Source organism: Dermatophilaceae bacterium Sec6.4 (genome assembly GCA_039636865.1).
Lineage (GTDB): Bacteria > Actinomycetota > Actinomycetes > Actinomycetales > Dermatophilaceae > Allobranchiibius.
In genome coordinates this window covers 2,714,688-2,740,758 of sequence record CP144172.1, presented here as the reverse complement: position 1 = coordinate 2,740,758, position 26,071 = coordinate 2,714,688, and the positions used below count along the sequence as shown (strand labels likewise).

Below are 26,071 nucleotides of genomic sequence, written 5' to 3'. Positions count from 1 at the left end.
ACGGTCGGTTGCGGGTGGACTAAGCGCAAACACGCGCGATTATGGAGCACCGCATCACCGATAGTCGACCCACGGGACGGCGCAGAAAGGATGGCCCTTGAAGCAAGAGGGAGAGACGACGCTAGGCGGACGTCTCGGGTTCGTCGACGGACAGATCGTGCAGGAGATCGGTTGGGATGACGACGCCGATGTTCAGTTCCGGGAGGCTGTCGAGGCGGCCATCGGATCGCCGATCGAAGACGAAACCTTCGACGGGGTGGTCGACGCAGTGCTGCTGTGGTGGCGTGAAGGTGACGGCGACCTTATCGATGACTGCGTTGATGCGCTGGCCGGTCTCGCCGACAAGGGATTCGTAGTTCTGCTCTCGCCGGTGAGCGGTCACCCCGACACGGTGGAGCCCGCCGATATCGAAGAAGCCGCCCAGACGGCAGGTTTGAAGGCCTCCTCCCCGCTGAAGGCGGGTGCCGACTGGATCGCCACGAAGCTGGTTCAAGGCGGGACGGCGAAGCAGCGATGAGTCACCCCACGAAATTTTCCGCAGTGCCCCGACACTTGGTAAGGACCCGAACGCGATGACCCTGCAGATTGGCGATATCGCCCCGGAATTCACCCTCAAGGACCAGTTCGGCCAGGACACCTCGCTGTCGACACTGCGCGCCGACAAGGCTGTGCTGCTGGTCTTCTATCCCTTTGCCTTCTCCGGCATCTGTACCGGGGAGCTGTGCGAGATCAGAGACGACATCTCCCGATTTGCCAACCCGGACGTGCAGGTGGTCGGCGTCTCATGCGACACGATGTACTCCCAGCGTGCCTGGGCCGATGAGCAGGGTTACGACTTCCCGCTGCTGTCCGACTTCTGGCCGCATGGTGAGGTGTCCCGCGCCTACGACGTCTTCCTCGAGCCGGCAGGTCTGGCGATCCGGGGAACCTTCCTGGTCGACACCCAGGGCGTGCTGCGCTGGACTCTGGTCAACGGTCCCGGTGAGGCACGAGACTTCGGTGGGTTCCATGAGGCTCTGACCGCGCTGTGAACCGGTTGATGTGATTCAACCGCCCCGTACGTTGCTGGGTGGTGTCAAGCTGATGTGCCTCGGGGCGGCGCTGACTCTGTTCGGCGTCGTGTTCAGTGTGCTCAACACCGGTCCGGTGCATGCGTCGATTGTGAACAGCAACACCAAGCGAGCTGTCGCAGACCGGCTCACTCCGGCTCAGATCGAGACGATCTTCCACGGCAGGGTCATCACTGCCGCCGTCATCGGGGTACTCGGCGCCCTGCTGTGGGTGGCCATGGCGGTGTTCAACAGGAGGGGCCGCACCTGGGCGCGTTACGTCGCCAGCGGGCTGTGCGCGTTCTCGGTGATCAGTTTTCTCTACACCGCCTCAGCGGTGCTCTCCCAAGGTGGCGGACAGCTCGGACTGGCGGTCAGTGCGCTCAACGTCGCGATCGGCGTGGGTGCCATCGTGCTGATATGGCGTCACGAGAGTTCGGATTACTACGAGGCACGGATGAACGAGGGCGAGGTCGCAACGCAGTGATGGGACCGCGGCAGATCTTCGTCTAGGATCGGCACGCCCGATTGCTCGTGGTCAGGGGCCTGTAGCTCAGTTGGTAGAGCACCGCGTTTACACCGCGGTGGTCGTCGGTTCGAGCCCGGCCGGGCCTACCACTTCACGCGTGACACTGACCGGCACCCCCGCGACGGGGGTGCCGGTCATGCATGTTTGGCCAGACCCGCCGCGCAGGCTGGCTTCAGTGTCCGGAGACGGCGAGAATGGAATCATGACTGCTGCGGCGCAACCCCCCACGCTGAGCGATGTGCTCGAAGTTCTGGAGGGTTTCTATCCCGCCTCGAGCGCCGCGTCCTGGGACCGGGTGGGCCTCGTCACCGGTGATCCGGGCCAGCCCGTGCGCCGCGTACATTTTGCGGTCGATCCGACCCGGGCCGTGGTGCAGGATGCGATCGATGCGGGTGCAGATCTGCTCATCACCCATCACCCGTTGCTGCTGCGCGGGGTGCATTCGGTGGCCACGACGTCGGCCAAAGGCGCGATCGTCACCGCGGCGATAGTCGCCGACCTCGCGATGCTCTGCGCGCATACCAACGCTGATGTCGCCCGCCCGGGTGTCAACGACGCGCTCGCCTCGGCAGCCGGGTTGCCGGCGGATGCGCGACCCCTCTGCCACGAGGACGGATACCCGATCGGTCGGGTAGGGGAGTTGCAGGCACCTATCACGCTGCGCGAGTTCGCGACCCGGTTGGCAGCGGCGTTGCCGCCAACACCGGTCGGGGTACGTGTGGCGGGCGATCCGGACGCACTCGTGCGGACCATCGCGGTCATGGGCGGATCAGGTGACGACCGGTTCGACGAGGTCCGCGCCAGCGGTGCTGATGTCTACATCACCGCTGATCTGCGGCATCATCCGGCCCTCGAGGCGCGCGAGGAGGCCAACGGTGGCCCTCCCTACCTCGTCGATGCGGGGCATTACGCGACTGAGCAGCTCTGGCTCGCTGCAGCGGCGGCTCGTCTCGCGGAGGCACTGCAGGCACGTATCGTCACCCACGTCTGCGATCTGCGGACCGACCCGTGGGATTTCACCCTCGGGCACTGCACAGACGGGCAGCACACAGATGGCCATCGACCGGCAGAGCAACAGGAGCGTTCGTGAAAGCTGACACCAGCCGTCAATGGCGGTTGCTGGACCTACAGAAACTCGACACGCGGTTGGATCAGATCGCCCACCGCGTCGAGAACCACCCGGTCGCCGCCCAGGCAGCGAAAGCCGAGCAGGAAGCGCAGACAGCGCGGGAGGAAGTGGTCATAGCCCGTACCGCGTTGATGGACATCGATCGCGAGATCACCCGTGCAGAGGTCGATGTCCAACAGGTCCGCGATCGCGCCACGCGCAACCAGGCACGCCTGGATGCCGGGACCGGGTCGCCGAAAGACCTGCAGGCTCTGCAGCACGAGTTGGAGGCGCTGTCCAGACGCCAGGGCGAGCTGGAGGACATCGAGTTGGAGATCATGGAGCGCGCCGAGGATCTGCGGGCCGTCGAAGGTCGCCGCGAGCAGCAGGCCGCCCAGCACGACGCGACCTTGGCCGAGCTCGTCGCACAGCGCGATGCCGAACTGGCGGAGTTGAACTCCGAGCGCGAACGCATCCTGGCCGAGCGCGCGAACATCTCTGCGGGTGTCGGTCAGGACCTGCTCGACCTCTACCTGCGTATCCGTGAGCAGCGGGGTGGAATCGCAGCCGCAGCTCTGGGACAGCGGCGCTGCGGCGGGTGCGGTCTGGAGTTGGACCAGTCCGAGCTCGCGCGCATCCGTGGCGCGGTCGAGGACGAAGTCCTTCGACACGACGAGTGCGGGCGCATTCTGGTGCGTACTGCAGAGTCGGGATTGTGATCCGGTGGCGCGCGAACTGATTGTCGAAGCCGATGGCGGGTCCCGGGGTAATCCCGGAGTCGCCGGCTACGGCGCGCTGGTCAAGGACGCAGCGTCGGGGGAGTTGCTCGCAGAGCGCGCGGCGCCACTGGGCAAGGCGAGCAACAACGTCGCCGAGTACTCGGGAGTGATTGCGGGGCTGGAAGCAGCTCTGGCCATCGACCCGGGGGCGCGGGTCGCAGTGCGGATGGACTCCAAACTGGTCGTTGAGCAGATGGCTGGTCGCTGGAAGATCAAGCACGAGGATATGAAGCGGCTCGCTATGCAGGCGCAGGCTCTGGTGCGCAGTCTGCGTTCCAACGGAGGAGAGGTCAGCTGGACCTGGATCCCACGCGAGGTCAACAAGGCCGCCGACAAGCTCAGCAATGACGGTATGGACGGCCGCACGATCGTGCGGGATCTGTGGGTTGCCGGGAGCGACTCCGCCGACTTGGCCAACCCCTCCGAACAACAGAAATCAGGCCAGGATCGAGCGCCCGCCACTTCCTCGCCGGCCGCCGCGACAGACGCGACCTTGTTCGATGAGCAGCTCGTGCCGGGTCAGGTATCCGGCCAGGACGCATCTGCACCGCGGCCGTCGCCAGCATCTGCGCCCATGCGTCCCGATCCGGGTACCGCGACAACCGTGATCCTGCTCCGGCATGGCGTTACCGACTTCACGGTCAACCACCGACTCGACGGTCGCGGTGGCGCGAACCCGAGCCTGAATGCGCAGGGGCGAGCTCAGGCGGCGGCTGCAGCGCAGGAGTTGGCGCAGCGTCTGGGCGGTGTCGTGCATCTCGTGACGTCCTCTCTGTCGCGAGCCGCGCAGACCGGCGCCGCGGCCGGCGCCGCGTTGGGGGTCAGCGCCCAGGTCGACGACGACTGGGACGAGCAGCACGTAGGAGAGTGGGATGGGCTGACCTTCCCGCAGATCGAGCGGAAGTACCCGGGGCAGCTGGCTCGGATGCGGATCGAGGCAGACTTCCGCCCTGCGGGTGGCGAGTCGCACGCGGAGCTCGCCGCGCGGGTGTCGCGGGGCTTTGCCTCAGCCGTCGCGGCTGCCGGGCCGGGCGGCACAGCCGTGGTGGCAACGCATCGCAAACCCTTGATGGTGGTGTTGTCCCTGCTGCTCGGCATACCGGGTGAAACCGCCTGGATGCTGCAGGCCGATCCGGCGTCGTTGACCACGGTGCAGGTCTGGCCGGACGGTAAGGCGACTGTCGACAGTTTGAACGTCACCCATCATCTACGGCAGAGCTGACCCTGCCGTTCGGATCTCTGCGCCGGCCGGCACCTGAGGCGGGTTACTGCAGAGCGGTCATCAGCGGGCGGTGATCCGCAGAGACCACGGTTTGGTGGCTGCCGCGGCGGGCACCAGGCTCGTCTGAAAGGACGGGCTGAGGGCTGCCTGAAGCGCCTGCGGTGTGGTCGGTTCTGTCATCAGTTGGCAGATGGCGCGGGTCACCAGTCCACGGGTGTGCTTGGCGTTGTGAGTGGCGCCGGGGACGTCGATACGTACCCAGCGCAGCGCCGATGCCGGGCCGGGTGTCCACGCGGCGGCGTAGGTGCTGGAGCGGCAGTCCACGACAAGCTTGCGGCCGGCCGCTGCGGTCATCTCAGGCGCCAGGTGCGGTCGCCACCATGCGGCAAGCGGGCCGACGCCGGGCAGGCTGACGCCCATGGACAGCCGGTACGGCGGGATCTTGTCGCCGAGCCGCAGGGCCCCGAATGCGGCTGACTGGATCACGATCCACCGACGTGCTCGGCGCAGTGCTGCGGCGTCGAGCGAGGCCAGGCTCAGGGCGTCGTACAGAACGCCCGTGTAGAGGCGACCGGCCGGGGTTGCGGCAGCGGTGCGCAATCGCGTATTGCGAGCGATCTCCTCGGTCAGGTTGGGGCTGACTTTGAGGACCGACGCAGCATCATTGTTGCGAGATGTCAGTTCCAGTGCGGCCAGCACTTCTGCGCGGCCTTGTGTCAGGGCTGGGAACGACAGTTCGGCGAGATCCAGCGGACGACTGCGACCCCCACCGGCAGTTTTGGACTCTGATGGTGGCAACAGGACAAGCACGAACGCAGCCTAGGTGAGGGGTGCTTGATGGGCCCGGAAGGGTGCACGGCAGATGTGTGGATAACTCGGGAAGTAGATGGGGGATGTGGATAACTATTGGTCGGAATCCCATTGATATCAATAGAATTCGTCCGCTTAATCCCTTGTGTGCACACCCGAACGTACGTATGATGAATACATCAGTTCGAAGCATTTGGGCAGCATTTGGAAAGGGGCGGATCGTGAGTCATCCAGTCCCTGACCATGCACCCTCGCCGCCCTCGCCGATCGCGCCCGCAGCTCCCGGTACGGGCGCCCGGTTGATGGGACTGTTGACAGATTTCCTCGCGTCGCTGGACACCTGGCCGGGGGTGTTGTTCCAGCTCAGCGAAGCAGACCTGGGCGACGTGGTGTCGAGCATGCTGACGGTGGTGTGCCGTGCGGAGAATGTTGCGGTGTTGACCACCGCGGAGGCCTTGACGCGTGGGACGGTCGCCGGTTCGATGGCGACGGGTGCCCCGGGGTGGGTTGCGCAGCACGCTCGGGGGGTGGATCCGGTGGTTGTCCGGCGGGTGGGTGCGGTCGGGGTGGAGTGCGCTGACCCGCGCAATCAGGTCGTGTCTTGCTGTCTGGCGGCTGGGTCCGCGAGTGTGGCTGTTGCAGCGGTGGCGTTGCGGGAAGTGCCGCGGGTATGCCGCCAACTGCCGTGCGCGGACCGCGATGAGATGTTGTTGCGGTATCTGAGTTTGTCCAGTTACGGGTCCCGGGCGTTGAAGGAACTGTCCACCCGGATCATCGGCCGGTTCGCCCCCGAACAACTCGCGGGTGATGAGGAAGTGCAGCAGGAGTGTGAGTCGGTGCGGTGGTATGCCCTGTCCGGTGGGTTGACCCGGTTCGAGGCAGATCTGTCGACCGCGCACGCCGCGACCGTGAAGCACGCGTTGCAGTTCCTCTCCGCGCCGACACCACAAGGCTGTCCCGACACTGCGCCGGATGACACGACGGGTGGGGCTGATCGCGACCGCGATCTTCGGACCCCGGGCAAACGGCGCGCGGACGCCCTGCTGCGGCTGGTGGAAACAGCTGCCGGCGTGTTGGACGGCACCGCGCCCCGGCCGGTCGGTGAGACCGGCGGTACCGCGAAACTGGTCGTGACCCTGGACTACAACACCCTGCTCGCCCGCCTGCGGGACGCCGACAAGCTTCCCGGTTACCTGCCCGGCATCGGGCGCACCGCTGATGGTGACCTCATCGACGCGGGCACGTTGCGCCGGTTGGCGTGTGACGCGGATCTGATCCCGATGGTGCTGGGCGGGGCATCGCAGCCACTGGACGTGGGACGGGCCAGACGCCTCTTCACCGGCGGATTACGAGCGGCGGTCATCCACCGCGATCACGGCTGCACCTTCCCCGACTGCGATCGGCCACCGGACTGGTGCGACGCCCACCACGTGACCCCGTGGTGGACCGGCGGAGAAACAACCCTTACCAACGCGGCACTACTGTGCGCCCGCCACCACACCATCGTGCACCGCGACCTGCTCACCGCCGATGTCACCGCCACCGGCGTCACCTGGAACACGACACCAGGACTGATGCCGAACACGGCACGGCCAGCGAAGGTGGCCTGACGCACACGTCGGCCGAGATCACGTCGGTTGAGATCACGTACGCCGTCCGGTCGGCGTCCGCCGCTGCGTACAGTGACCGACATGCTGCCTCGCGTCGTGCATGCACCTCAGGCCGATCCGAACACCGCTGACCCCGGCCCGCTGGAACGGGCGTTCGCCGCGATACGCGCGGAACATGAGCTGTCGATCGACTACCCGGAGGCCGCGCTTGACGAAGCCCGGCGTGCCGTCGACGCAGCGCAGTTGCCGGCACGGGATGAGACGTCCGTACCGTTCTTCACCATCGACCCTCCGGGCTCCGTCGATCTGGATCAGGCGATGTATCTGGAACGCACGACCGGTGGATTCCGGGTCCGATACGCGATCGCCCACGTAGCGGCTTTCGTCGAACCTGGAGGTGCTCTCGACCAGGAGACACGCGTACGGGGCGAGACGGTCTACCTGCCGGACATGCGGATTCCGTTGCACCCCACGGTGCTCAGTGAAGACGTCGCCAGCCTGCTGCCGGGTCAGGTGCGCGGGGCATATGTCTGGGACGTCGAGCTCGATGCTCTCGGCGAGGTGATCGCCGCAACGGTCTATCTCGCACGGGTTCGCAGCATCGCCCGGCTGGACTACGAAAGGGTCCAGCAACGGATCGGCCGGCAGCTGCCCGTCGGGCTCAGCCTGCTGCAGGAGATCGGCGAGTTGCGGATCGCCCTGCAGCACAAACGCGGCGGTGCGGACTTGCCGATGCCAGAGCAGGAGGTGGAACGCGACGAGGACGGCACCTACCGACTGCAGTTCCGACCACCAGTGGCCAGCGAAGGTTGGAACGCGCAAATTTCACTGCTGGCCGGAACGTGTGCGGCGACGATGATGCTCGATGCCAAGGTCGGCATCCTGCGCACCATGCCGCCGCCGCAGCAGAGCGCGATCGACAGCTTCCGACGGCGTGCATCGGCCATGACGATCGACTGGCCGGACGGCCGGACGTACGGCGAGTTCATCGCGTCGCTGGATCGCACCGGTCCCAGACACCTGGCACTGATCCACGATGCGGCGTCACTCTTTCGAGGGGCCGGGTACACCCCCTTCAACGGTGAGATTCCGAAAGTCACCGACCAGGCGGCGGTTGCTGCCCCCTATGCGCATGTCACCGCCCCCCTACGGCGGTTGGTGGACCGATTCGGGCTTGCTATCTGCGAGGCCGTCTGTCGTGGCGCAGAGCCACCGGCGTGGGCGGTCGAGGCTCTGGATGACCTCCCCGACATCATGCGATCACGCGACCAGGTGGCTTCGTCGGTGGGCCGGGCCTGTGACGACGCCGTCGAAGCAGCCGTCCTTGCGCCACGACTGGGGGAGACCTTTGATGCGATGGTCGTGTCGGTGCGCGACAAAAATATCGAGGTGCAGCTGCGCGACGTCGCGGTCCTCGCGCGATGCCTGGGGAGCGCGGAACCCGGGTCGGTCGTGAAAGTCACGCTGGTTGCAGTGGACATCGCCGCGCACAAACTGACCTTCGAGCTCGCCGGCGCCTGAGGGAGACAGCTGTTTGTAGACAGCGCAGGTCCAGGCGGCGCAGGTCCAGGTGGCGCATTTCGGGCCGGTTCGCTCAGAGTTGTTGAACGCAGGCAGTCGCTCGGTCGAGGCTGCCCGCCGCGACTACTACCATGAGTGCGTGGGCGAGCTGGCTAGGCGGCCGCGTCGGGCAATGCGCAAGTGCTGCTCGCCGAGGAACGTCCGGACTCCACAGGGCAGGGTGATGGCTAACAGCCACCCGGGGTGACCCGCGGGAAAGTGCCACAGAAAACAGACCGCCGTCGCGTGGTGGTCGGGGCTTGCGCTCCGCGCCAGACCGCGGCGGTAAGGGTGAAACGGTGGTGTAAGAGACCACCAGCGTGCCGGGTGACCGGTGCGGCTCGGTAAACCCCACCCGGAGCAAGATCAGACAGCATGCGTTCGAGGGCGGCCCGCCCGAGTATGCGGGTAGATCGCTGGAGGCCGTCGGCAACGACGGTCCTAGATGGATGGTCGCTACGGCGTCGCCGGCAACAGCGGCGCCTGACAGAATCCGGCGTAACGGCCAGCTCGTCCCACCCCGCAGGTACGTCTTCTCGGCGGGCAGGCACTCACCGACCCCTCATCGAGGATGTGCGGTTCGATATCGACGCAGTCTGCCGCTGAGGGATCGAGGTCGCCAAGCCTGCAGGTCACGAACGGTTCGAAATCTCTACGTGGCGAGGTAATGCGCGATTGCCGGCGTCACCAGGTCGACGAGTTCGTCCTCGCCGGCTGATGCAAGGGGTTCGATACCGATGATGGTCGCGCCGATCATCAGCCCGATCAGGTGGGTGATCGCTGCAGCCAGATGCAGGGGGGATACCCCCAGCATTCCCGCCGTGCGTTCCAGCAGAACGTTTTCGGCGAGTTGACGCGCCGATGCCGCGCCTTGCGCTGTACCCACGGAGCTGCGGATGACGGCTTGTAACTGCTGTCCGGTTTCCGGGTCGCGCCAGGCGCGGATGAAGAACCGCACAAGGCGCTGCGCGAACTCCTCGCGTGGGCCGGCCGCGAGCAGGGCGGCCACTGCCTCAGCTGGGTTGAGCGGAAATCGCAGTGCCGCGACGAAGAGTCGCTCTTTCGATGTGAAGTAGTGATGGACCAGAGCAGAGTTCACCCCGGCCTGCTGCGCTACGGCACGCATCGTCGTGCCTTGATATCCCCTTTCGGCAAACAGACTGCGTGCCGCATCGAGGATCTGCTCGGGTGTGGTGGTGGGACCCGGCCGGCGTCCAGCAGTAGCCACTGATCCGCCTCCGCTCACTCTTGACATCTGACCTGGCAAGTCTACATTTAATCGCATGATTAATTATGCCGTCCGATCTGAGGATCTCTGCGTCACTCGCGATGGCACAGCGGTCCTGCGGCACCTGGACATCACGGTCGACCCTGGCTCGATCACCGGACTGCTCGGGCCGAGTGGTTGCGGCAAGACCACGCTGATGCGGGCAATCGTCGGTACCCAGCGGATCACGTCCGGGACGCTGACCGTGCTAGGCCGGCCGGCCGGCCACCCGTCGCTGAGGGCGCAGATCGGCTATGCATCGCAACAGGCCTCGGTGTACGACGACCTGACGGTTGCGCAGAACATCCGCTACTTCGCCCAGGTGGTCCGCGCGCCGGCGGCCGATGTGGATCGGGTGATGGAGGAAGTGGACCTGACTGCTCTCGGAGCTCATCTGACCGGGCGGTTGTCCGGCGGCCAACGTTCGCGGGTCAGTCTCGCCGTGGCAATGCTGGGCAGACCGCAGCTACTGGTGCTGGATGAACCCACGGTGGGGCTCGATCCAGTGCTGCGCGAGGACCTGTGGTCGCTCTTCCGTCGCCTGGTGGAGCACGGGCTGGCCTTGTTGGTGTCCAGCCACGTGATGGAAGAGGCCGAACGCTGTGACGACCTGCTGCTGATGCGCGACGGTATCGTCCTCACCCACGACTCGCCTCGAAAGCTGATGCAGCGCACAGCTACCCACTCGATGGCTGCAGCGTTTCTGGCACTGGTCGCGCAAGAGAGTGCAGCATGAGTCCGAAGCTCACCCTCGTCACTGCCGTGCGTGTGCTCACCCAGTTGCGCCACGATCCACGCACCGTTGTGCTGATGCTGCTGATGCCGTCAGTGCTGCTGGTGATGCTGCGCTACGTCTTTGACTCCGCCGCGATCTTCACCCGCTCGGCACCCGCGCTGTTGGGTTTCTTTCCATTCCTGATGATGTTTCTGGTGACGTCCATCGCGACCTTGCGCGAACGCACGTCGGGCACATTGGAGCGCTTGCTCACCACGCCGATGGCGAAGCTGGACCTGATCGCGGGATATGCGGTTGCCTTCTCCGCGCTCGCGCTCGTGCAGGTTGCGCTGGCGGTGGCCGTCTCACTGTGGATGGGGTTGTCACTGGCCGGCGCGGTGTGGGCGCTGGTCCTCATTGCCGCGCTGGACGCCTTGCTCGGAGTGGCCCTCGGACTACTCGCCAGTGCATTTGCCCGTACCGAGTTCCAAGCAGTGCAGTTCATGCCGGTGATTGTGCTGCCGCAGTTGCTGGTCTGTGGATTGTTCCAGCCACGCGACCAGATGGCTCCGGTGCTGCGCTGGTTCTCCGATGCGATGCCGTTGACCTACGCCGTCGAGGCGCTTCAGCAGGTTGCGTCCTCGCCCTCGGTAGACGGAACCTTCCTGCGGGGGTTGCTCGTACTGACGGGGGGCACGCTGGCAGCACTCGTCGCGGCGACCGCAACTCTGCGGCGCAGCACCCGGTGACCACGCGAAATCACTTGCCGAGCCGTCCGTTGTGACTAGGTTGAGAAGCACACCTCAGATGGGAAACCACAATGCAGCGAGCAAACGGAATTGGTATCGGACTGGGCTTTCTGGTGGCGATCTACGCCGTCCTGATGGGGCCTACGAACGCACCCGTGTGGGGGCTGGTGGTGCTGGCGATGGTCACCGGGTACTACTGGGCCTTCGGGCGTCGGCTCCTGTTTCCAGGCGCGTTCGACGAAAAGGACGGCGTAGGCCGATCGCGCGAGGGTCGTCGTGAGCGTCGCGCGAACCGCTGAAGATCAGTAAGGCCGGCTCACCAGGACGTCTCGTGCGGTCGACCTTCGTCATATCCACTGGCACTCTGTATGCCGACCACGGCCTTCTCGCGGAACGCTGCGATGCTGTCCGCTCCGGCGTAGGTGAAGCTCGATCGGACGCCGGCTGCGATTCCGTCGATGAGGTCCTCGACGCCGGGCCGTGCCGGGTCCAGGTACATCTTCGAGGAGGAGATGCCCTCCTCGAACAACCCCAGACGGGCTCGGTCGAATGCATCGCGTCCGGCACTGCGATTGCCGACGGCGCGCGCTGAGGCCATCCCGAAGGACTCCTTGTAGAGCCGACCATCGGCATCCTTGTTGAGGTCACCGGGGCTTTCCCAGGTGCCGGCGAACCACGAGCCGATCATCACCGAGGCGGCACCCGCGGCGAGCGCCAGCGCCACGTCACGCGGGTACTTCACACCGCCGTCCGCCCATACGTGCGCACCGAGTTCATTTGCCGCCGCGGCGCATTCGAGCACAGCCGAGAACTGGGGTCGGCCGACTCCGGTCATCATCCGGGTCGTGCACATGGCACCGGGGCCGACGCCGACCTTGACGATGTCGGCGCCGGCGCTCACGAGGTCACGTGTGCCGGCGGCCGACACGACGTTTCCGGCAGCTATCGGAATGCGTACGCCGGTCGCCGCTTCGTGCTCGTCTCTTGCGTCGCGTACCAGGCCCAGTGCATCGAGCATCTTGTCCTGGTGGCCGTGCGCAGTGTCGACCACCAACACGTCGGCGCCGGAGCCGAGCATGGTGTCGGCTTTCTCCCGCACGTCCCCGTTGATACCGATGGCCACCCCGAGGGACAGCCGCCCGTCGCGGTCGAGTGCGGGGGAGTAGATGGTCGAGCGCAGGATGCCCTTGCGGGTCAGGATGCCGACAAGTCTGCCGTCTGCGTCGATGACCGGCGCGAGTTCCAGATGAGAGCTGACGAGTAGGTCGAAGGTCTCTCGCAGGTCGACGGCGGCGGGCACCGTCAGCAGGTCTTCGGCCATCACCTGGCCGACGGTGGTGAATCGGTCGACCCGCAGGCACTGGGCCTCCTGTACGACCCCCACGGGGCGACCGTCTGTGTCCACGACGACAGCGGCACGATGTGCACGCTTGCCCATCAGCGCGAGAACAGCACTCACCGGTGCGTCGGGACCGATCGTCACCGCTGACTCGAACACGGGGTGGCTGGCCTTGACCGCCTCGATCGTCTCCTGCACCGCGTGGACGGGAATGTCCTGCGGCAGGATTGCGATGCCACCGCGGCGCGCCACCGTCTCGGACATCCGTCGTCCGGAGACGGCCGTCATGTTCGACACCACGAGCGGCAACGTCGTGCCCAGCCCGTCGCGGGTGGACAGGTCGACAGCGAGGCGACTGGTCACCGACGAACGGGACGGCACCATGAAGACGTCGCTGTAGGTCAGGTCATGGGCGGGGGTGTCCCCAAGAAAATGCACTCGCCGATCCTACGGCGCCACCCAAGGGCGCTCGGCGTACCGTGCCGAGTATGCAGATCACCCACCTCGGCCATGCCTGCCTCCTGCTGGAATACCCTGCCGCACGCTTGCTGATAGACCCGGGCAGCTTCTCCCGATACGACGGCGTGACGGGCCTGGATGCTGTGCTGGTCACCCATCAGCACGCCGATCACGTGGAGCCGGACAAGCTGGGCCCGCTGCTTGCTGCCAATCCTGCCGCCGCCCTGTTTGCGGACCCGGACACCGTCGCAGTGCTTGCGGAACACGGCATCACTGCGACGCCGACCCGCGACGCAGAAGCATTCTCGGTCGGCTCCGTGACGGTGACGCCAGCGGGTGCTCAGCACGCCTTGATCCATGAATACCTTCCGAGGATCGCGAATCTGGGTCTGTTGTTCGCGGCAGCCGGTGAACCGTCGGTCTTCCACCCGGGTGATGCGCTGGACGCTGAACCGGCGGGTGACGTCGACGTACTCGCTGTCCCGCTGTCGGCCCCATGGGCCGCGGTCCGCGAGACCGTTGCCTTCGTGCGGCGGATCGAGCCGAAGGTCATCGTCCCGATTCACGATGCGTTGCTGTCGCAGGTCGGTCGCGGCGCCTATCTGCACCATGTCGCAACGTTCGGCCTCGACGGTGGTGTCGAGGTGCGCGATCTGTCTGACGGTGCTGCTGCGCAGTTCTGAGCCCCCGCGCGAGAGATGTGTGGTTGAGCGGGCGGGGCGGATAGCCTGCCGGGCATGACGCTCACGGTGACCTCCTGCCGCGACCAGGGCGAATGGGACGCCATCGTCGACGACGCGCACGGGCACCCGCTGCAGCTGTGGGGCTGGGGCCGGCTGAAGGCGCGTTACGAGTGGCGTGCTGACCATCTCGTCGTGCATGACGGCGAACGGGTGGTGGGTAGTGCTCAGGTACTGCTGCGCACGCTGCCGCGGCCTTTCCGGTGCCTGGCCTACATTCCGCGTGGACCGCAGGCAGCAGAGGCTGACCGGGCAGACGTCCTGCAGGCCATCGCGTCCTACGTCCGCTCGCATCACAAGCCCATCGCGCTCACCATCGAGCCGGACTGGGAGCAGCCGGGAGCCCCGCTGCCCAAGGGCGCGGACGACACCCAGATCGAAGCCCTGCAGAAGGGTCCGGCTTCCGGGTGGCTCGCCGACGTTGCTGCTGCCGGTTTTCGGCGCAGCAGCAATACCGGTCTGATCCCGCGCACCCTCATCGTCGACGTGACCGCCGACGACGACACGTTGATGAAGGGTCTGAGTTCCTCCACCCGGCAGAACGTCCGTAAGTCCTTCCGTGCCGAGGACGTCCACTTCGGCGAGGTCACCACCGACGCTGACCTGGCTGCGGTGCTCGACATCAACCGGGCCACTGCAGAACGCGCCGACTTCGCAGTCCACTCCGATGACTACCACCGCGGTATCCGCGACCTGCTCGGCGACCGGTCCCGGCTGCTGGCTGCCTGGGAGGGTGCAGAACTGGTCGCGTTCGTCTGGCTGGTCGCCTCCGGCACGACGGCGTTCGAGCTGTACGGCGGGGTCAACCCGCGCGGGATGAAGCTGCGCCTCAATTACGGATTGAAGTTCTACGCAATGACCCAGATGCGCGAGCTGGGAGTGACGCGGTATGACTTCAACGGCCTGCTCAACGACGGCATCTCCGACTTCAAGCGGCAGTTCGCCCACCATGAGGACCTGCTGATAGGGACCTGGGACCTGCCGTTCTCGCCGCTCTACGCATTCTTCGAGCGGGCATTGCCCGTGGTGCGCCGCGGGCTCAAGCGGGGTGTGCCCGCCGTGCGTGCGGCGGTGCGCAATCCAAAGGCAACCGTCTCGAGTTTTGGACATGCTGGACGGGGCAAATATGCCCCGTCCAGCATGTCCAAAAGCTGAGACCGGGCTCACTCGCGGTGGGTGCCCTCTGCTTTCGCGGACTGCACTGCGTGGTGGGCCGCCCCGACGATGCCGGCCGCATTGCGTAGCTGGGCGGCCACGATCGGAGCGCGCAGGTGCAGTAGCGGGAGAAACTTGTCGGACTTCTTCGAGATGCCGCCGCCGACGACGATCAGATCCGGCCACAGCAGGTCTTCGACGTGGCTGTAGTAACGCTGCAACCGCGCGGCCCAGTCCTCCCAGGACAGGTCCTCGTTCTCTCTGACGCTGCTCGCGGCCTTGCTCTCGGCGTCATGGCCATCGATCTCCAGATGGCCGAGCTCTGAGTTGGGGACCAGCTGACCGTGGTTCAGCAGTGCCGAGCCGATGCCGGTCCCGAGGGTCGAGACCAGCACCAGACCCTCGGTGTTTCGCGCGGCACCGAACTGCAGCTCGCCGACACCTGCGGCGTCCGCATCGTTCATCGCCGTCACCGAGCGACCCAGTCGGTCCTGTAGCAGTTCCTCGACGTTGGTGCCGATCCATGATGCATCGATGTTTGCGGCACTGCGAACGACACCGTGCGTGACGACGGCGGGAAACGTCACCCCGATCGGCTGATCACCCACCAGATCTTTGAAGTGCTGGGCGATGTGCTCGATGATCTCGGCAACGGCGTCCGGCGTGGACACTTTCGGCGTCTCGATGCGCAGCCGGTCCGCGGCGAATTTGCCGGTGCTCAGGTTGACCGGCGCGCCTTTGATCCCGGTGCCGCCGACGTCGATACCGAGGGGGTGCGTGGTCGACATGAGATCTCCTTGGGGTGCTGTTCGGATCAGACGGTGGTGAGAATTTCGGGGCCGGTCCCGGTGATGAGGATGGTCTGCTCGAACTGCGCGGAACGCGACCGGTCAGCGGTGACGACCGTCCAGCCGTCCTCCCACATCTGCCAGTCCGGTCCGCCCAGATTGATCATCGGTTCGACGGTGAAGGTCATCCCGGGCTCGATGAGGTCATTGTGCGCCGGTGCCGAGTCGTAGTGCGGGATCACCAGACCGGAGTGGAATGCCTGACCCACCCCGTGCCCGGTGTAGTCGCGTACGACGCCGTAGCCGAAGCGGGCGGCGTACTTCTCGATGACCCGCCCGATCACATTGACCTCACGACCGGGCAATGCAGCGCGGATGCCGCGGTTCATCGCCTCGCGGGTGCGCTCGACCAACAGGCGGGATTCCTCGTCGGCATCCCCGACCACGAACGAACCGCAGTTGTCGCCGTGCACCCCGTCGATGAAGGCGGTGATGTCGATCTTGACGATGTCGCCGTCGTCCAGCGGCCGGTCGTCGGGAATTCCGTGGCAGATGACCTCATTCACGCTCGTGCACAGCGACTTAGGAAACCCGCGGTAGCCGAGTGTGGAGGGGTAGGCACCGTGGTCCAGCAGGTATTCGTGCCCGATCCGGTCCAGTTCGTCGGTGGTGATTCCAGGTGCTGCGGCAGCCCCGGCCGCGGCGAGTGCTCCGGCCGCGATCCGGCCGGCGACGCGCATTGCCTCGATCGTCGCGTCGTCCTTGATCTCCGACCCGGTGAACGGCGTCGGAGCGGGCCGGTTCACGTACTCGGGCCGGGTAATTGCGGATGGGACAGCGCGACGCGGTCCGACCCGGCCGGCGACGACGGGGGAGAAGGTCATAGATGTGCCAGTCTAGGGCTGCGGAACGGACTACCTCGGACTACTACGCAGGAGAGTGCGATGACCTACTGGTACAACGTGGACAGCGGCCAGGTCGAAGACGACGACAGCAAGAGCGCCGGGGACCACCTGATGGGTCCCTACGACACCAGGGACGCCGCCGCGAACGCGCTTGCTTCCGCTCGAAAGAAAACGCAGGACTGGGATTCAGAGGACAAAGAGTGGAACGAGCACGGCGCTCGCGACTGATTTCAGGACGGACCCGCGGATGAGTGACGGGCCGCGGCGTACGGCGCATCAATAGGCAAGCTCTATTGTCGAGGTTGAGATGAGCGCTACGGAAGACGGATTCAGCTTCCGCGCGCTGGCGATCCCCGCCTACGGGCCGACACTGCTCTTCGGCCTCGGCGAGGGCGCGATCCTGCCGGTGCTTCCGCTGTCGGCACGCAGCCTGGGTGCGAGCGTGGCCATCGCTGCCACGATGGTCGTTCTGATCAACGTCGGTTCACTCGTGTTCAACGTGCCCTCCTCCGTCATCACCGACCGGTACGGCGAGCGGCCGGCCATCATCGGTGCGGCGGTCGTAGGGGTTCTCGCGTCTGGATTGTTCCTGATCGGCAGCGATATCTGGGTGTTCATGGTTGGCGCCCTGCTCTACGGCATCAGCGCGTCGGTCTTCATGCTTGCCCGCCAGACCTATCTCACCGAAGCGGTCCCCGCCAGCCACCGGGCACGGGCGTTGTCGACGCTGGGTGGCGTCATGCGGATCGGGGTGTTCGCGGGGCCGTTCCTGGGCGCCGCAGCGATGAGCGTCTGGCACCTGGCGGGCGCGTATGCCGTGAGTGCTGCGGCCCTGCTGCTGGCTGGTGTGCTGGGTGCGACCTTGAAGGATCTGCCGCGTGATGCCGCTGCGCAACGCGCGAAGGTGGGTGACACGGGCACTCCGAGCGTGCGCGGCGTGCTGCGCGACTACCGCAAGGTGTTCCTCACCGTCGGTATGGGGGTGTTACTCGTGTCCTCGATCCGGGCATCCCGGCAGGCCGTGATTCCACTGTGGGCCGAGCACCTCGGACTGAGTCCGACCACGGCATCGCTGATCTACGGGGTGAGCGGCGGCATCGACATGCTCGTCTTCTATCCAGCCGGCAAGGTGATGGACATCTTCGGCAGGCGGTGGGTCACCGTGCCGTCCATGCTGGTGATGGGGCTGGCGATGATGGCTATGCCGCTGACGCACGGGGTACTCACGCTCGCCCTGGTCTCCTGTGTGCTCGGTTTCGGCAACGGGATCGGGTCGGGGATGGTGATGACGCTCGGCGCCGACTTCTCACCCGTGGTGGGCCGACCTCAGTTCCTGGGTATCTGGCGGGAGCTCTCGGATGCAGGTTCCACCCTGGGTCCCGCATTGCTGGCCGGTGTCACTGCAATCCTCAGCCTCGGCGCAGGCATCGTCGTCTGCGGAGGTCTGGGGTTCGCAGCCGCAACCGTGATGTGGCGCTCGGTGCCATCAGGGTCACAACACCGCGCAGCCGCCGACCTGGCCCGTCAGTCCGAGACGTCGTCTGCACGGTCGTCGCCGTGACGGCATGTGGTGTGCCTGGCGAGAATCATCGGGCGCCGGTCACTTTCCGCGGGTTTGTGGGAGCGCGGCATCTCGAGGCGGCTGATTAATCCAGGTGCGGCGGCCGTGCCGTATGGGGTTGTATCAACGAATGACGATCACTCTGCGGTGTGCGACGCCGGACTCGCTGGAGGAGGTCGCCGACGTGGTGGCGGCCTGGCAGCACCAGGGCGGACCGGTCCAGCTTCATCCGGGCGACATCGGGTGGCAGTACCGCCTGGGTGCGCAGGAGGTGTCCGATTCCGTTCGGGTATGGCGTCGTGACGGGCAGATCCTGGCCGCCGGCATGGTCGATGGCCAGACGGTCATCCGGATGGCGATCGCACCGGACGTCGATGAGGATGATGCTTTTGCCGAGCACCTGGTGGCCGATCTGGCGAGCCCGGCGTCCGGTGTGCTGCCCGCCGGTCCCGGGACCGTCGAAGCCCGATCCGGAGCCGCCCTACGCGGTCTTCTCCGTCGCAACGGTTGGCAGCCCGACGAGCCGTGGACTCCGTTGTCGCGGAACCTGACTACGCCGGTGCCGGACAGCCGCCTCAGAGTGGAGGTCATTACGACGAACGACGTTCGGGACCCGGTCGTTCGCGATTGTGTCGCCGTACAGCTGGCGTCGTTTGCACGGTCCACGTTCACCGTGCAGCAGTGGCACGTGATGACGCTGGCTCCGGCGTACCGTCGGGCCCGGTGCCTGGTCGGTTACGACCCGAAGGGCCGGGCAGTCGCTGCCGTCACCGTGTGGTCGGCCGGGCAGGGACGACCGGGTCTGCTGGAACCACTCGGCGTCCACCAGGATCATCGAGGCCACGGGTACGGCACTGCCATCTCTGTCGCGGCAGCCGCTGCGCTGCAGGAGATGGGCTCCTCCAGCGCGACGGTGTGCACCCCGAGCAGCAATGCGGGCGCGGTCGCGACCTACGTCTCGGCCGGCTTCCGGCAGTTCGCCGACGTCACCGACTTCCGTCGGCCGGGGTAAGTCGTCGCGCTTGCGGACGGCAGGGCGCGACGCCACGCCGAGCTATTTCTCGAAAGAGTGTTCCGGTCCCGGGAAGGTTCCCGCCACGACGTCGGCCCGGTAGTCGCGGGCGGCCTCCAGCAGGGTGCCGCGCAGGTCGGCGTACTGCTTGACGAATCGCGCCATTCGCCCGCCGCGCATCCCGGCGAAGTCCTGCCAGACGAGCACCTGCGCATCACAGTCGGGGCCTGCGCCGATGCCTACCGTCGGGATGCGCACCGTTGCAGTGACCCGGGCGGCGAGGGGTGCCGGGACCATCTCCATCACCACGGCGAACGCGCCCGCCTCCTGCAGTGCTTCGGCATCGGCGATCAGCTGGTCGGCTCCGGACCCCCGGCCCTGGACCTTGTATCCGCCGAGCGTGTGCTCGCTCTGCGGCGTGAAACCGATATGTGTCATCACGGGAATGCCGGCTGTCGTCAGGAGCTCGACGGTGGGCGCCATCGACGCGCCACCCTCCAGCTTCACCGCATGGGCCCGTCCTTCCTTCATGAAGCGCACCGCGGTGTCGAAGGCCTGGGCCGGATCGCGCTGGTAACTGCCGAACGGCAGATCCGCGACGACCAGAGCGCGGCGCGCCGCACCGGACACAGCCCGAACGAGGGGGAGCAGGTCGTCCACGGTCACCGGCAGGGTCGTCTCGTAACCGAGGACGTTGTTCCCCGCGGAATCGCCCACCAGCAGCACTTCGATGCCCGCCTCGTCGAAGATCGCGGCGGTGAACTGGTCGTAGGACGTCAGCATCGACCAGCGCGTGCCCTCCTGCTTCAGCGCGAGCAGGTGATGGGTTCGTACCCGCCGCACCGACGTGCCCGGCGGTGTGTCGGACGGGCCGGTGGCGTTGCCGCTGCCATAGGGCGGAGCTTCCTCAGTCATCCCCGGAGGGTAATCGGGGATCGGTGCCCTCCGACATCCCGGCCGGGTCCGCCTAGGATCACAGCCATGGACCGTCAGCAGGAATTCGTGCTCCGAACCATCGACGAGCGCGATATCCGCTTCGTACGGCTGTGGTTCACCGACGTACTCGGGATGCTCAAGTCGGTCGCAGTCGCACCGGCGGAGCTGGAAGGTGCCTTTGCGGAGGGAATCGGCTTCGACGGCAGCTCCATCCAAGGGCTGGCGCGCGTCTTCGAGGCTGACATGCTGGTCCTGCCCGACGCGTCGACGTTCCAGATCCTGCCCTGGCGGGGTGATGCCCCCGGCACGGCACGGATGTTCGCCGACATCAGACTCCCGGACAACAGCGCCGCCGCCGCCGACCCCCGATACGTCCTCAAACGCGCGCTCACCCGTGCTGCGGATCAGGGCCTGACGTTCTATACCCACCCCGAGATCGAGTTCTATCTCTTCGAGCAGCGCACCGGCACCCACTCACCGCCGGTGCCGGTGGACCAGGCCGGATTCTTCGACCACGTCCCGCACGGCACCGCGCACGACTTCCGGCGTGCGGCCATCACCATGTTGGAGAGCATGGGAATCTCGGTGGAGTTCAGTCATCACGAAGGCGGACCCGGGCAGAACGAGATCGATCTGCGCTACGCCGACGCGCTGACGACGGCGGACAACATCATGACGTTCCGCGCGGTGATCAAGGAGGTCGCACTGGAGCAGGGCGTGTTCGCCTCCTTCATGCCCAAGCCGCTGGCCAGCCATCCCGGCAGCGGGATGCACACTCACGTCTCCCTGTTCGAAGGCGACCGCAACGCATTCCACGAGGCAGGCGCGCCGTATCAGCTGTCCAGGACGGGTAAGCACTTCATTGCCGGAATCCTGCGGCATGCGGCGGAGATCTCGGCGGTGACCAACCAGTGGGTCAACTCCTACAAACGGATGTGGGGCGGCGCGGAGGCCCCGGCCCACGTGTGCTGGGGGCACAACAACCGCAGCGCGATGGTGCGGGTGCCGATGTACAAGCCGGGCAAGCACCAAAGCAGCAGGATCGAGATCAGATCCCTGGATGCGGCCGCGAACCCCTACCTCGCGTACGCGGTTCTGCTGGCCGCCGGCATGAAGGGCATCGAAGAGGAGTACGAGTTGCCCGCAGAGGCCGAGGACGACGTCTGGACATTGACCGACCGCGAGCGCCACAGCCTCGGCATCGATCCGCTGCCTGCCTCGTTGGATCACGCGATTCACCTCATGGAGAACAGCGAGCTGGTCGCGGAGACCCTCGGTGAGCACGTGTTCGACTTCTTCTTGCGTAACAAGAAGGCGGAATGGGCGGCCTACCGTGATCAGGTCACCCAGTTCGAGCTCGACCAGTACCTGCATCGCCCGTGAGTATTCCGACGCGGGGAGCGCTGGCGCGGGCCGGGTTCCTGCACGTCGATCGTTCCGGACGTTGCCTGGAAGAGCTGGGAGCCAGCATCGGACCCGGCACTCTCGGGGTGGTCTCGGCCTCCGTCGACCCGGACCAGGCGGTGCTGGGAATGGTCCGACTACGCGAGGCGACGACAGGTTCGCAACGCTCGCAGTTGGACGCCGTCCTGGTGGCGGCGGGGTCGCAGGCGCGAGCGTTGGTTGGCCTGCTGGCCAGCTCGGCAGGCCTGACCGACCATCTGGTGCGCCACCCCGACCATTGGCCCGAGGTCACCGGCGCAGAGCTGAAGGACGCGGCCGGGATCTACGCCGAGGTCGCGCGCGATGTCGGTGAAGCGAGCGGCGAGAAGGCCTACGACCTGTTGCGGGTCGCCTACCGGCGCCAGCTGGTACGCATCGCCGCCTACGACGTCACGAGCAATCCGATCGAGTCCTTTCCCGAGGTCGCCCGCGCGCTGGCCGACCTCGCGGGTGCCTGCCTGGACGCGGCGCTGGCCATTGCGCGTCGCGAGGTCGAGGGTGCCGAGCGGGTGCGACTGGCCGTGATCGGGATGGGCAAATGTGGCGGACGCGAGTTGAACTACGTCAGCGATGTGGATGTGATCTTCGTTGCCGAGCCGGTCGATCCGGGCGACGACGAGGCACAGGCGCGGGACATCGCCGGCAAACTGGCCATCGCGCTGATCAAGGCGTGTTCGCAGCCCACTGCGGAAGGCATGCTGTGGGAGGTCGACACCGCCTTGCGGCCGGAGGGTAAGCAGGGTCCACTCGTGCGCACGGTGGCCGGACACGCGGCCTACTACGAGCGTTGGGCCAAGACGTGGGAATTTCAGGCGCTGCTCAAAGCGCGCCACGTGGCGGGTGATGCGGCGTTGGGTGCTGCCTACCTGGACGCGATGGCCCCGATGGTCTGGGCGGCCTCTACCAGGGAACATTTCGTCGAGGACGTGCAGGCCATGCGGGCGCGGGTCGAGCAGTATGTGCCGGCTAGTGAGTCCGAACGGCAGCTGAAGCTGGGTCCGGGTGGTCTACGCGATGTGGAGTTCAGCACCCAGTTGCTGCAGCTGGTGCACGGGCGCACCGATGAGCGACTGCGTCACCGCAGCACCCTGGCCGCGATCGAGGCGCTGGTGCGCGGCGGTTACGTCGGTCGTCAGGCAGGTGAGGAGCTGGACCGTTGTTACCGCCGGCTGCGCGTTCTGGAGCACCGCATCCAGCTGTCCCGGATGCGACGCACCCACCTCATGCCGATCGATCCCGAGCAGTTGCGTCCGTTGGGTCGTGCGCTCGCGGTCAAGGGTGACCCCGTCGAGGGGGTGGTGGCCCTGTGGCGTACCACTGCCCGTGACGTACGCCGGCTGTACGAGCGGTTGTTCTTCCGACCGCTGCTCTCGGCCGTGGCCCGGCTCAGTGACGACGACGCCTGCCTGTCCCTGGACAGCGCCCAGGACCGGTTCGCCGCCCTGGGGTATGCCGATCCCAAGGGTGCGATCGCGCACATCCAGGCCCTGACCGAAGGCGTGAGTCGGCGTGCTGCCATCCAGCGGACCTTGCTGCCGGTGATGCTGCAGTGGTTCGCCCAGGAGGCCGATCCCGACCTCGGGCTCCTCGCGTTCCGCAGGATCAGTGACAGGTTGGGGGCCACCCACTGGTACCTGAAGATGTTGCGCGATGAGGGTGGCGCGGCTCAGCTGCTCGCCCGGGTGCTGGCCAATAGCAGGTATGCCGGGACCTTGATCGAGGGGGCGCCATCCTCGGTGGCGGTCTTCGGCTCGGAGCAGGCACGTGTCCCGTGGACGCGCCGCGCGATCCTCGAAGTGATGCAGGCGGCGATCGAACGTCACGACGACGGCCACGACGCAGTCCGGGCGATCCGGGAGATCCGTCGCGCCGAACTCATCCGGGTAGCCGTGGCCGACATTGCCGGGTCCGTGGACCTGAATACCTTGGAGATAGCCCTCACCGACATCTCCGCAGCCACTATCCAAGCCGCTCTGGATGTCGCTGTTCGTGATGCCGTGTCGCAGGCCGGGGCGCCACTGACGACGGTGATAGCAGTCATCGGGATGGGCCGGCTCGGCGGTCGCGAGACCGGGTACTCCAGCGACGCCGACGTTCTGTTCGTGCACGACCCGTTGCCGGGCGCCGAGCCCGGGCGAGCAACGACCGAAGCCACCGCCGTCGTCAACCAGTTGCGGTCCTCGCTGGCCCTCAGTGGACCGGACCCTTCGCTGATCGTGGATGCCGATCTGCGTCCTGAGGGCAAATCCGGGCCGATCGTGCGCACCCTGTCCTCCTACGCCGCCTACTACGACCGGTGGTCGGCCGGCTGGGAGGCGCAGGCCCTGCTGCGTGCGCTGCCGATCGCCGGGGACGTCGATCTCGGCGCCCGGTTCGTGCGCCTGATCGACCCGCTGCGTTACCCCGAAGGCGGGATGGACCTCGGCGCGATCCGTCAGATCCGGTCCCTCAAGGCGCGGATGGAAGCCGAACGCATCCCGCGCGGCGGCGACCGGCGCACCCACTTCAAACTGGGTCGGGGTGGCCTGTCGGACGTCGAGTGGACCGTTCAACTGGCCCAGTTGGAGCACGGTCACGAGATTGCCGCCCTGCAACACACCGGCACCTTCTCGCTGCTGCGCGTCATGGCCGAGCACGATCTGCTCACCGAGGAGGAAGCCGAACGACTCGGCGCGGCGTGGGAGTTCGCCACCCGGCTGCGCAACGCCGGAATGTTGTGGCGTGGGCGGTCGATCGACTCGCTGCCCAGCAGTCTGGCTGACGTCCGCGGCATCGCCGGACTACTCGGTTGGCCGCTGTCGCGGGCCTATGGGCTGCAGGAGGACTACCTGCGCCATACCCGGTTGGCCCGCTCGATCGTCGAACACCGCTTCTACGGCAGTGATCTCATCGAAGGTCGGGACGAGCACCCCACCCACCGCTGAGTTACCGACGGCACATGGACGGGGTGGGTCAGCGCCCGCCCGGCCCGCTTAAACTGGTCCGGTGATATCCCGTCTTGACCTGCGCGGCAGCGCGTTGTCCTCGTTGGACGCCCGCGGCCTGCGCGCCATTCTGCCTCGCGCCGAGTTCGATGTCGATGCCGCGCTGGACGTCGTGCGCCCTATCTGTGCCGAAGTGCAGGCCCGCGGGGAGCAGGCCCTGCTGGAGCTGGGTGAGCGTTTCGACAAGGTGCGCCCTGCCACGCTGCGGGTGCCGCGCGAGGTGCTGCGCGCGGCCGCTGAGCAGCTCGACCCGCAACTACGCGAAGCGTTGCTGGAATCCATCCGGCGGGCGCGCCTGGTGCATGAGGACCAGCGACGCACCGACACCACGACCACCGTGGTCGACGGGGGTACCGTGACCGAACGCTGGGTTCCCGTCGACCGGGTCGGGCTCTACGTGCCCGGTGGGGTCGCGGTGTATTTCAGCAGTGTCGTGATGAACGTCGTGCCCGCCCAGGTCGCGCAGGTGGCGTCGTTGGCGGTGGCCAGCCCGCCGCAGGTGGACAACACCGGCATCTTCACGGGGTACCCGGACCCGACCATTCTGGCCACCTGCGAGCTGCTCGGCGTCGACGAGGTCTACGCAGTCGGCGGCGCCCAGGCTGTGGCGATGTTCGCCTACGGCGCCCGCGACGACGACGGCGCAACGGTCTGCGAGCCCGTCACCCTGGTCACCGGTCCTGGCAACATCTATGTAGCCGCCGCGAAGCGGTTGCTGAAGGGCCTGATCGGGATCGACTCCGAAGCCGGTCCCACCGAGATCGCCATCCTGGCCGACGATGCCGCCGACGCAGAGCTGGTTGCTGCGGACATGATCAGTCAGGCCGAGCACGACGACCTCGCCGCCGCAGTCCTGGTCACCGACAGCGCGACCCTCGCCGACGACGTACAGCGTTGTCTCGGCGTTCGGGTCGAGCAGACGAAACACACGCAGCGGGTCACGACAGCGCTCGCCGGTCGGCAGTCGGCGATCGTCCTGGTCGACAGTCTCGACGACGGTATTCGAGTGATCGACGCGTACGCGGCCGAGCACCTGGAGATTCAGACCAGGGACGCGGCTGCGGTAGCCGCACGGATCCGGAACGCAGGTGCGATCTTCGTCGGCCCGTACGCCCCGGTCAGCCTCGGCGACTACTGCGCCGGTTCCAACCATGTGCTGCCCACCGCAGGCTGCGCCTGCCACAGCAGCGGACTGTCCGTGCAGACATTCCTGCGCGGCATCCATGTCATCGACTACTCCGAGGCGGCGCTGCGCGAGGTGGCGAGATTTGTCGTCACGCTCGCCGACGCGGAGGATCTGCCCGCCCACGGCGAAGCGGTCACGGCCCGTTTCGCGACGTCCTGAGGTCTG

General features: G+C 66.6%; 25 protein-coding genes, 1 tRNA gene and 1 other RNA gene. 21 read left to right on the top strand and 6 right to left on the bottom strand.

Annotated elements, in window-relative coordinates; translation table 11 throughout:
- The first annotated feature begins 97 nt into the window (after positions 1-97).
- The 7 genes from V3G39_13035 to V3G39_13005 all read left to right on the top strand — a co-directional run bounded on the left by V3G39_13035 (position 98) and on the right by V3G39_13005 (position 4,687).
- Entirely contained in the window at positions 98-517 is a 420-nt protein-coding gene (locus tag V3G39_13035) for a DUF3052 domain-containing protein (GenBank protein XAS75571.1), read from the top strand.
- Positions 518-572: 55 nt separating this feature from the next.
- The gene (locus V3G39_13030) at positions 573-1,031 is read left to right on the top strand and encodes a peroxiredoxin (protein ID XAS75570.1); all 459 of its coding nucleotides are present in this window, start codon (positions 573-575) and stop codon (positions 1,029-1,031) included.
- A 10-nt stretch (positions 1,032-1,041) separates the two neighbouring features.
- Positions 1,042-1,536, top strand: a complete 495-nt coding sequence (locus V3G39_13025) for a hypothetical protein (protein ID XAS75569.1) — start codon at positions 1,042-1,044, stop codon at positions 1,534-1,536.
- Positions 1,537-1,591: 55 nt separating this feature from the next.
- Positions 1,592-1,667 (top strand) — tRNA-Val (locus V3G39_13020).
- 113 nt (positions 1,668-1,780) lie between these two features.
- Positions 1,781-2,668 carry a Nif3-like dinuclear metal center hexameric protein gene (locus tag V3G39_13015; GenBank protein XAS75568.1) on the top strand — a complete coding sequence of 296 codons (888 nt, stop codon included), beginning with the start codon at positions 1,781-1,783 and terminating at the stop codon, positions 2,666-2,668.
- Positions 2,665-3,405 (top strand): C4-type zinc ribbon domain-containing protein, encoded by a 741-nt coding sequence (locus V3G39_13010; protein ID XAS75567.1) that lies wholly within the window; start codon positions 2,665-2,667, stop codon positions 3,403-3,405. The genes V3G39_13015 and V3G39_13010 overlap by 4 nt, the downstream gene beginning before the upstream one ends.
- Before the next feature lie 4 nt (positions 3,406-3,409).
- Positions 3,410-4,687 carry a bifunctional RNase H/acid phosphatase gene (locus tag V3G39_13005; protein ID XAS75566.1) on the top strand — a complete coding sequence of 426 codons (1,278 nt, stop codon included), beginning with the start codon at positions 3,410-3,412 and terminating at the stop codon, positions 4,685-4,687.
- A 60-nt stretch (positions 4,688-4,747) separates the two neighbouring features.
- Here the strand turns inward: V3G39_13005 and yaaA are convergent, their stop codons facing one another.
- Positions 4,748-5,497 carry a peroxide stress protein YaaA gene (gene yaaA, locus V3G39_13000; GenBank protein ID XAS75565.1) on the bottom strand — a complete coding sequence of 250 codons (750 nt, stop codon included), beginning with the start codon at positions 5,495-5,497 and terminating at the stop codon, positions 4,748-4,750.
- Between the two features lie 221 nt (positions 5,498-5,718).
- On the opposite strand from yaaA, the gene V3G39_12995 reads away from it, so the two are divergent.
- From V3G39_12995 to rnpB, 3 genes are all read left to right on the top strand, one after another.
- Positions 5,719-7,107 (top strand): DUF222 domain-containing protein, encoded by a 1,389-nt coding sequence (locus V3G39_12995; GenBank protein ID XAS75564.1) that lies wholly within the window; start codon positions 5,719-5,721, stop codon positions 7,105-7,107.
- A gap of 81 nt (positions 7,108-7,188) precedes the next feature.
- On the top strand, positions 7,189-8,628 hold the full coding sequence (locus tag V3G39_12990) for an RNB domain-containing ribonuclease (protein ID XAS75563.1): 1,440 nt from the start codon (positions 7,189-7,191) through the stop codon (positions 8,626-8,628).
- A 144-nt stretch (positions 8,629-8,772) separates the two neighbouring features.
- An RNA gene (rnpB, locus tag V3G39_12985) (RNase P RNA component class A) lies at positions 8,773-9,184 on the top strand.
- Between the two features lie 135 nt (positions 9,185-9,319).
- Here the strand turns inward: rnpB and V3G39_12980 are convergent.
- A complete protein-coding gene (locus V3G39_12980; GenBank protein XAS75562.1) occupies positions 9,320-9,895 on the bottom strand; it encodes a TetR family transcriptional regulator in 576 nt (191 codons plus the stop codon).
- A gap of 55 nt (positions 9,896-9,950) precedes the next feature.
- On the opposite strand from V3G39_12980, the gene V3G39_12975 reads away from it, so the two are divergent.
- The 3 genes from V3G39_12975 (at position 9,951) to V3G39_12965 (ending at position 11,697) form a co-directional block, all read left to right on the top strand.
- Positions 9,951-10,670 carry an ABC transporter ATP-binding protein gene (locus V3G39_12975; protein ID XAS75561.1) on the top strand — a complete coding sequence of 240 codons (720 nt, stop codon included), beginning with the start codon at positions 9,951-9,953 and terminating at the stop codon, positions 10,668-10,670.
- A complete protein-coding gene (locus V3G39_12970; protein ID XAS75560.1) occupies positions 10,667-11,398 on the top strand; it encodes an ABC transporter permease in 732 nt (243 codons plus the stop codon). The genes V3G39_12975 and V3G39_12970 overlap by 4 nt, the downstream gene beginning before the upstream one ends.
- A 71-nt stretch (positions 11,399-11,469) precedes the next feature.
- Positions 11,470-11,697: a hypothetical protein gene (locus V3G39_12965; protein ID XAS75559.1), complete on the top strand. Its 228-nt coding sequence runs from the start codon at positions 11,470-11,472 to the stop codon at positions 11,695-11,697.
- A 17-nt stretch (positions 11,698-11,714) separates the two neighbouring features.
- Here V3G39_12965 and V3G39_12960 read toward each other — a convergent pair whose 3' ends face one another.
- The gene (locus tag V3G39_12960; protein XAS75558.1) at positions 11,715-13,175 is read right to left on the bottom strand and encodes a GuaB1 family IMP dehydrogenase-related protein; all 1,461 of its coding nucleotides are present in this window, start codon (positions 13,173-13,175) and stop codon (positions 11,715-11,717) included.
- Positions 13,176-13,225: 50 nt separating this feature from the next.
- On the opposite strand from V3G39_12960, the gene V3G39_12955 reads away from it, so the two are divergent.
- A complete protein-coding gene (locus V3G39_12955; protein XAS75557.1) occupies positions 13,226-13,879 on the top strand; it encodes an MBL fold metallo-hydrolase in 654 nt (217 codons plus the stop codon).
- Positions 13,880-13,933: 54 nt separating this feature from the next.
- Entirely contained in the window at positions 13,934-15,091 is a 1,158-nt protein-coding gene (locus V3G39_12950; protein ID XAS75556.1) for a peptidoglycan bridge formation glycyltransferase FemA/FemB family protein, read from the top strand.
- A gap of 8 nt (positions 15,092-15,099) precedes the next feature.
- Here V3G39_12950 and V3G39_12945 read toward each other — a convergent pair whose 3' ends face one another.
- Together V3G39_12945 and map are read right to left on the bottom strand one after the other, a co-directional pair.
- A complete protein-coding gene (locus tag V3G39_12945) occupies positions 15,100-15,879 on the bottom strand; it encodes an ROK family protein (protein ID XAS75555.1) in 780 nt (259 codons plus the stop codon).
- Positions 15,880-15,905: 26 nt separating this feature from the next.
- Positions 15,906-16,763 (bottom strand): type I methionyl aminopeptidase, encoded by an 858-nt coding sequence (gene map / locus V3G39_12940; protein ID XAS75554.1) that lies wholly within the window; start codon positions 16,761-16,763, stop codon positions 15,906-15,908.
- A 60-nt stretch (positions 16,764-16,823) separates the two neighbouring features.
- On the opposite strand from map, the gene V3G39_12935 reads away from it, so the two are divergent.
- The 3 genes from V3G39_12935 to V3G39_12925 all read left to right on the top strand — a co-directional run bounded on the left by V3G39_12935 (position 16,824) and on the right by V3G39_12925 (position 19,357).
- The gene (locus tag V3G39_12935) at positions 16,824-17,012 is read left to right on the top strand and encodes a methionine aminopeptidase (GenBank protein XAS75553.1); all 189 of its coding nucleotides are present in this window, start codon (positions 16,824-16,826) and stop codon (positions 17,010-17,012) included.
- A 79-nt stretch (positions 17,013-17,091) separates the two neighbouring features.
- The gene (locus V3G39_12930) at positions 17,092-18,345 is read left to right on the top strand and encodes an MFS transporter (protein XAS75552.1); all 1,254 of its coding nucleotides are present in this window, start codon (positions 17,092-17,094) and stop codon (positions 18,343-18,345) included.
- A 130-nt stretch (positions 18,346-18,475) separates the two neighbouring features.
- Positions 18,476-19,357 carry a GNAT family N-acetyltransferase gene (locus tag V3G39_12925; protein ID XAS75551.1) on the top strand — a complete coding sequence of 294 codons (882 nt, stop codon included), beginning with the start codon at positions 18,476-18,478 and terminating at the stop codon, positions 19,355-19,357.
- 42 nt (positions 19,358-19,399) lie between these two features.
- On the opposite strand, the gene panB is transcribed toward V3G39_12925, so the two are convergent.
- Complete coding sequence (panB, locus tag V3G39_12920; protein XAS75550.1) at positions 19,400-20,272, bottom strand: 3-methyl-2-oxobutanoate hydroxymethyltransferase; 873 nt, start codon at positions 20,270-20,272, stop codon at positions 19,400-19,402.
- A 66-nt stretch (positions 20,273-20,338) separates the two neighbouring features.
- Between panB and V3G39_12915 the strand changes: the two genes are divergently transcribed.
- The 3 genes from V3G39_12915 (at position 20,339) to hisD (ending at position 26,065) form a co-directional block, all read left to right on the top strand.
- Positions 20,339-21,676, top strand: a complete 1,338-nt coding sequence (locus V3G39_12915; protein ID XAS75549.1) for a glutamine synthetase family protein — start codon at positions 20,339-20,341, stop codon at positions 21,674-21,676.
- Positions 21,673-24,660 (top strand): bifunctional [glutamine synthetase] adenylyltransferase/[glutamine synthetase]-adenylyl-L-tyrosine phosphorylase, encoded by a 2,988-nt coding sequence (locus tag V3G39_12910; GenBank protein ID XAS75548.1) that lies wholly within the window; start codon positions 21,673-21,675, stop codon positions 24,658-24,660. The genes V3G39_12915 and V3G39_12910 overlap by 4 nt, the downstream gene beginning before the upstream one ends.
- A 61-nt stretch (positions 24,661-24,721) precedes the next feature.
- Positions 24,722-26,065: a histidinol dehydrogenase gene (hisD, locus tag V3G39_12905; protein ID XAS75547.1), complete on the top strand. Its 1,344-nt coding sequence runs from the start codon at positions 24,722-24,724 to the stop codon at positions 26,063-26,065.
- The last annotated feature ends 6 nt before the right edge of the window (positions 26,066-26,071 follow it).

What these genes read in the sequence shown, in the direction of transcription:
- V3G39_12955 (XAS75557.1), top strand. Translation starts at nt 13,226, where the DNA reads ATGCAGATCACCCACCTCGGCCATGCCTGCCTCCTGCTGGAATACCCT.
- V3G39_12930 (XAS75552.1), top strand. Translation starts at nt 17,092, where the DNA reads ATGAGCGCTACGGAAGACGGATTCAGCTTCCGCGCGCTGGCGATCCCC.
- V3G39_13015 (XAS75568.1), top strand. Translation starts at nt 1,781, where the DNA reads ATGACTGCTGCGGCGCAACCCCCCACGCTGAGCGATGTGCTCGAAGTT.
- panB (XAS75550.1), bottom strand. Translation starts at nt 20,272, where the DNA reads ATGACTGAGGAAGCTCCGCCCTATGGCAGCGGCAACGCCACCGGCCCG.
- V3G39_12975 (XAS75561.1), top strand. Translation starts at nt 9,951, where the DNA reads ATGATTAATTATGCCGTCCGATCTGAGGATCTCTGCGTCACTCGCGAT.
- V3G39_12990 (XAS75563.1), top strand. Translation starts at nt 7,189, where the DNA reads ATGCTGCCTCGCGTCGTGCATGCACCTCAGGCCGATCCGAACACCGCT.
- V3G39_12945 (XAS75555.1), bottom strand. Translation starts at nt 15,879, where the DNA reads ATGTCGACCACGCACCCCCTCGGTATCGACGTCGGCGGCACCGGGATC.
- map (XAS75554.1), bottom strand. Translation starts at nt 16,763, where the DNA reads ATGACCTTCTCCCCCGTCGTCGCCGGCCGGGTCGGACCGCGTCGCGCT.
- V3G39_12965 (XAS75559.1), top strand. Translation starts at nt 11,470, where the DNA reads ATGCAGCGAGCAAACGGAATTGGTATCGGACTGGGCTTTCTGGTGGCG.
- V3G39_12935 (XAS75553.1), top strand. Translation starts at nt 16,824, where the DNA reads ATGACCTACTGGTACAACGTGGACAGCGGCCAGGTCGAAGACGACGAC.
- V3G39_12950 (XAS75556.1), top strand. Translation starts at nt 13,934, where the DNA reads ATGACGCTCACGGTGACCTCCTGCCGCGACCAGGGCGAATGGGACGCC.
- V3G39_12970 (XAS75560.1), top strand. Translation starts at nt 10,667, where the DNA reads ATGAGTCCGAAGCTCACCCTCGTCACTGCCGTGCGTGTGCTCACCCAG.
- V3G39_13030 (XAS75570.1), top strand. Translation starts at nt 573, where the DNA reads ATGACCCTGCAGATTGGCGATATCGCCCCGGAATTCACCCTCAAGGAC.
- V3G39_12925 (XAS75551.1), top strand. Translation starts at nt 18,476, where the DNA reads ATGACGATCACTCTGCGGTGTGCGACGCCGGACTCGCTGGAGGAGGTC.
- V3G39_12915 (XAS75549.1), top strand. Translation starts at nt 20,339, where the DNA reads ATGGACCGTCAGCAGGAATTCGTGCTCCGAACCATCGACGAGCGCGAT.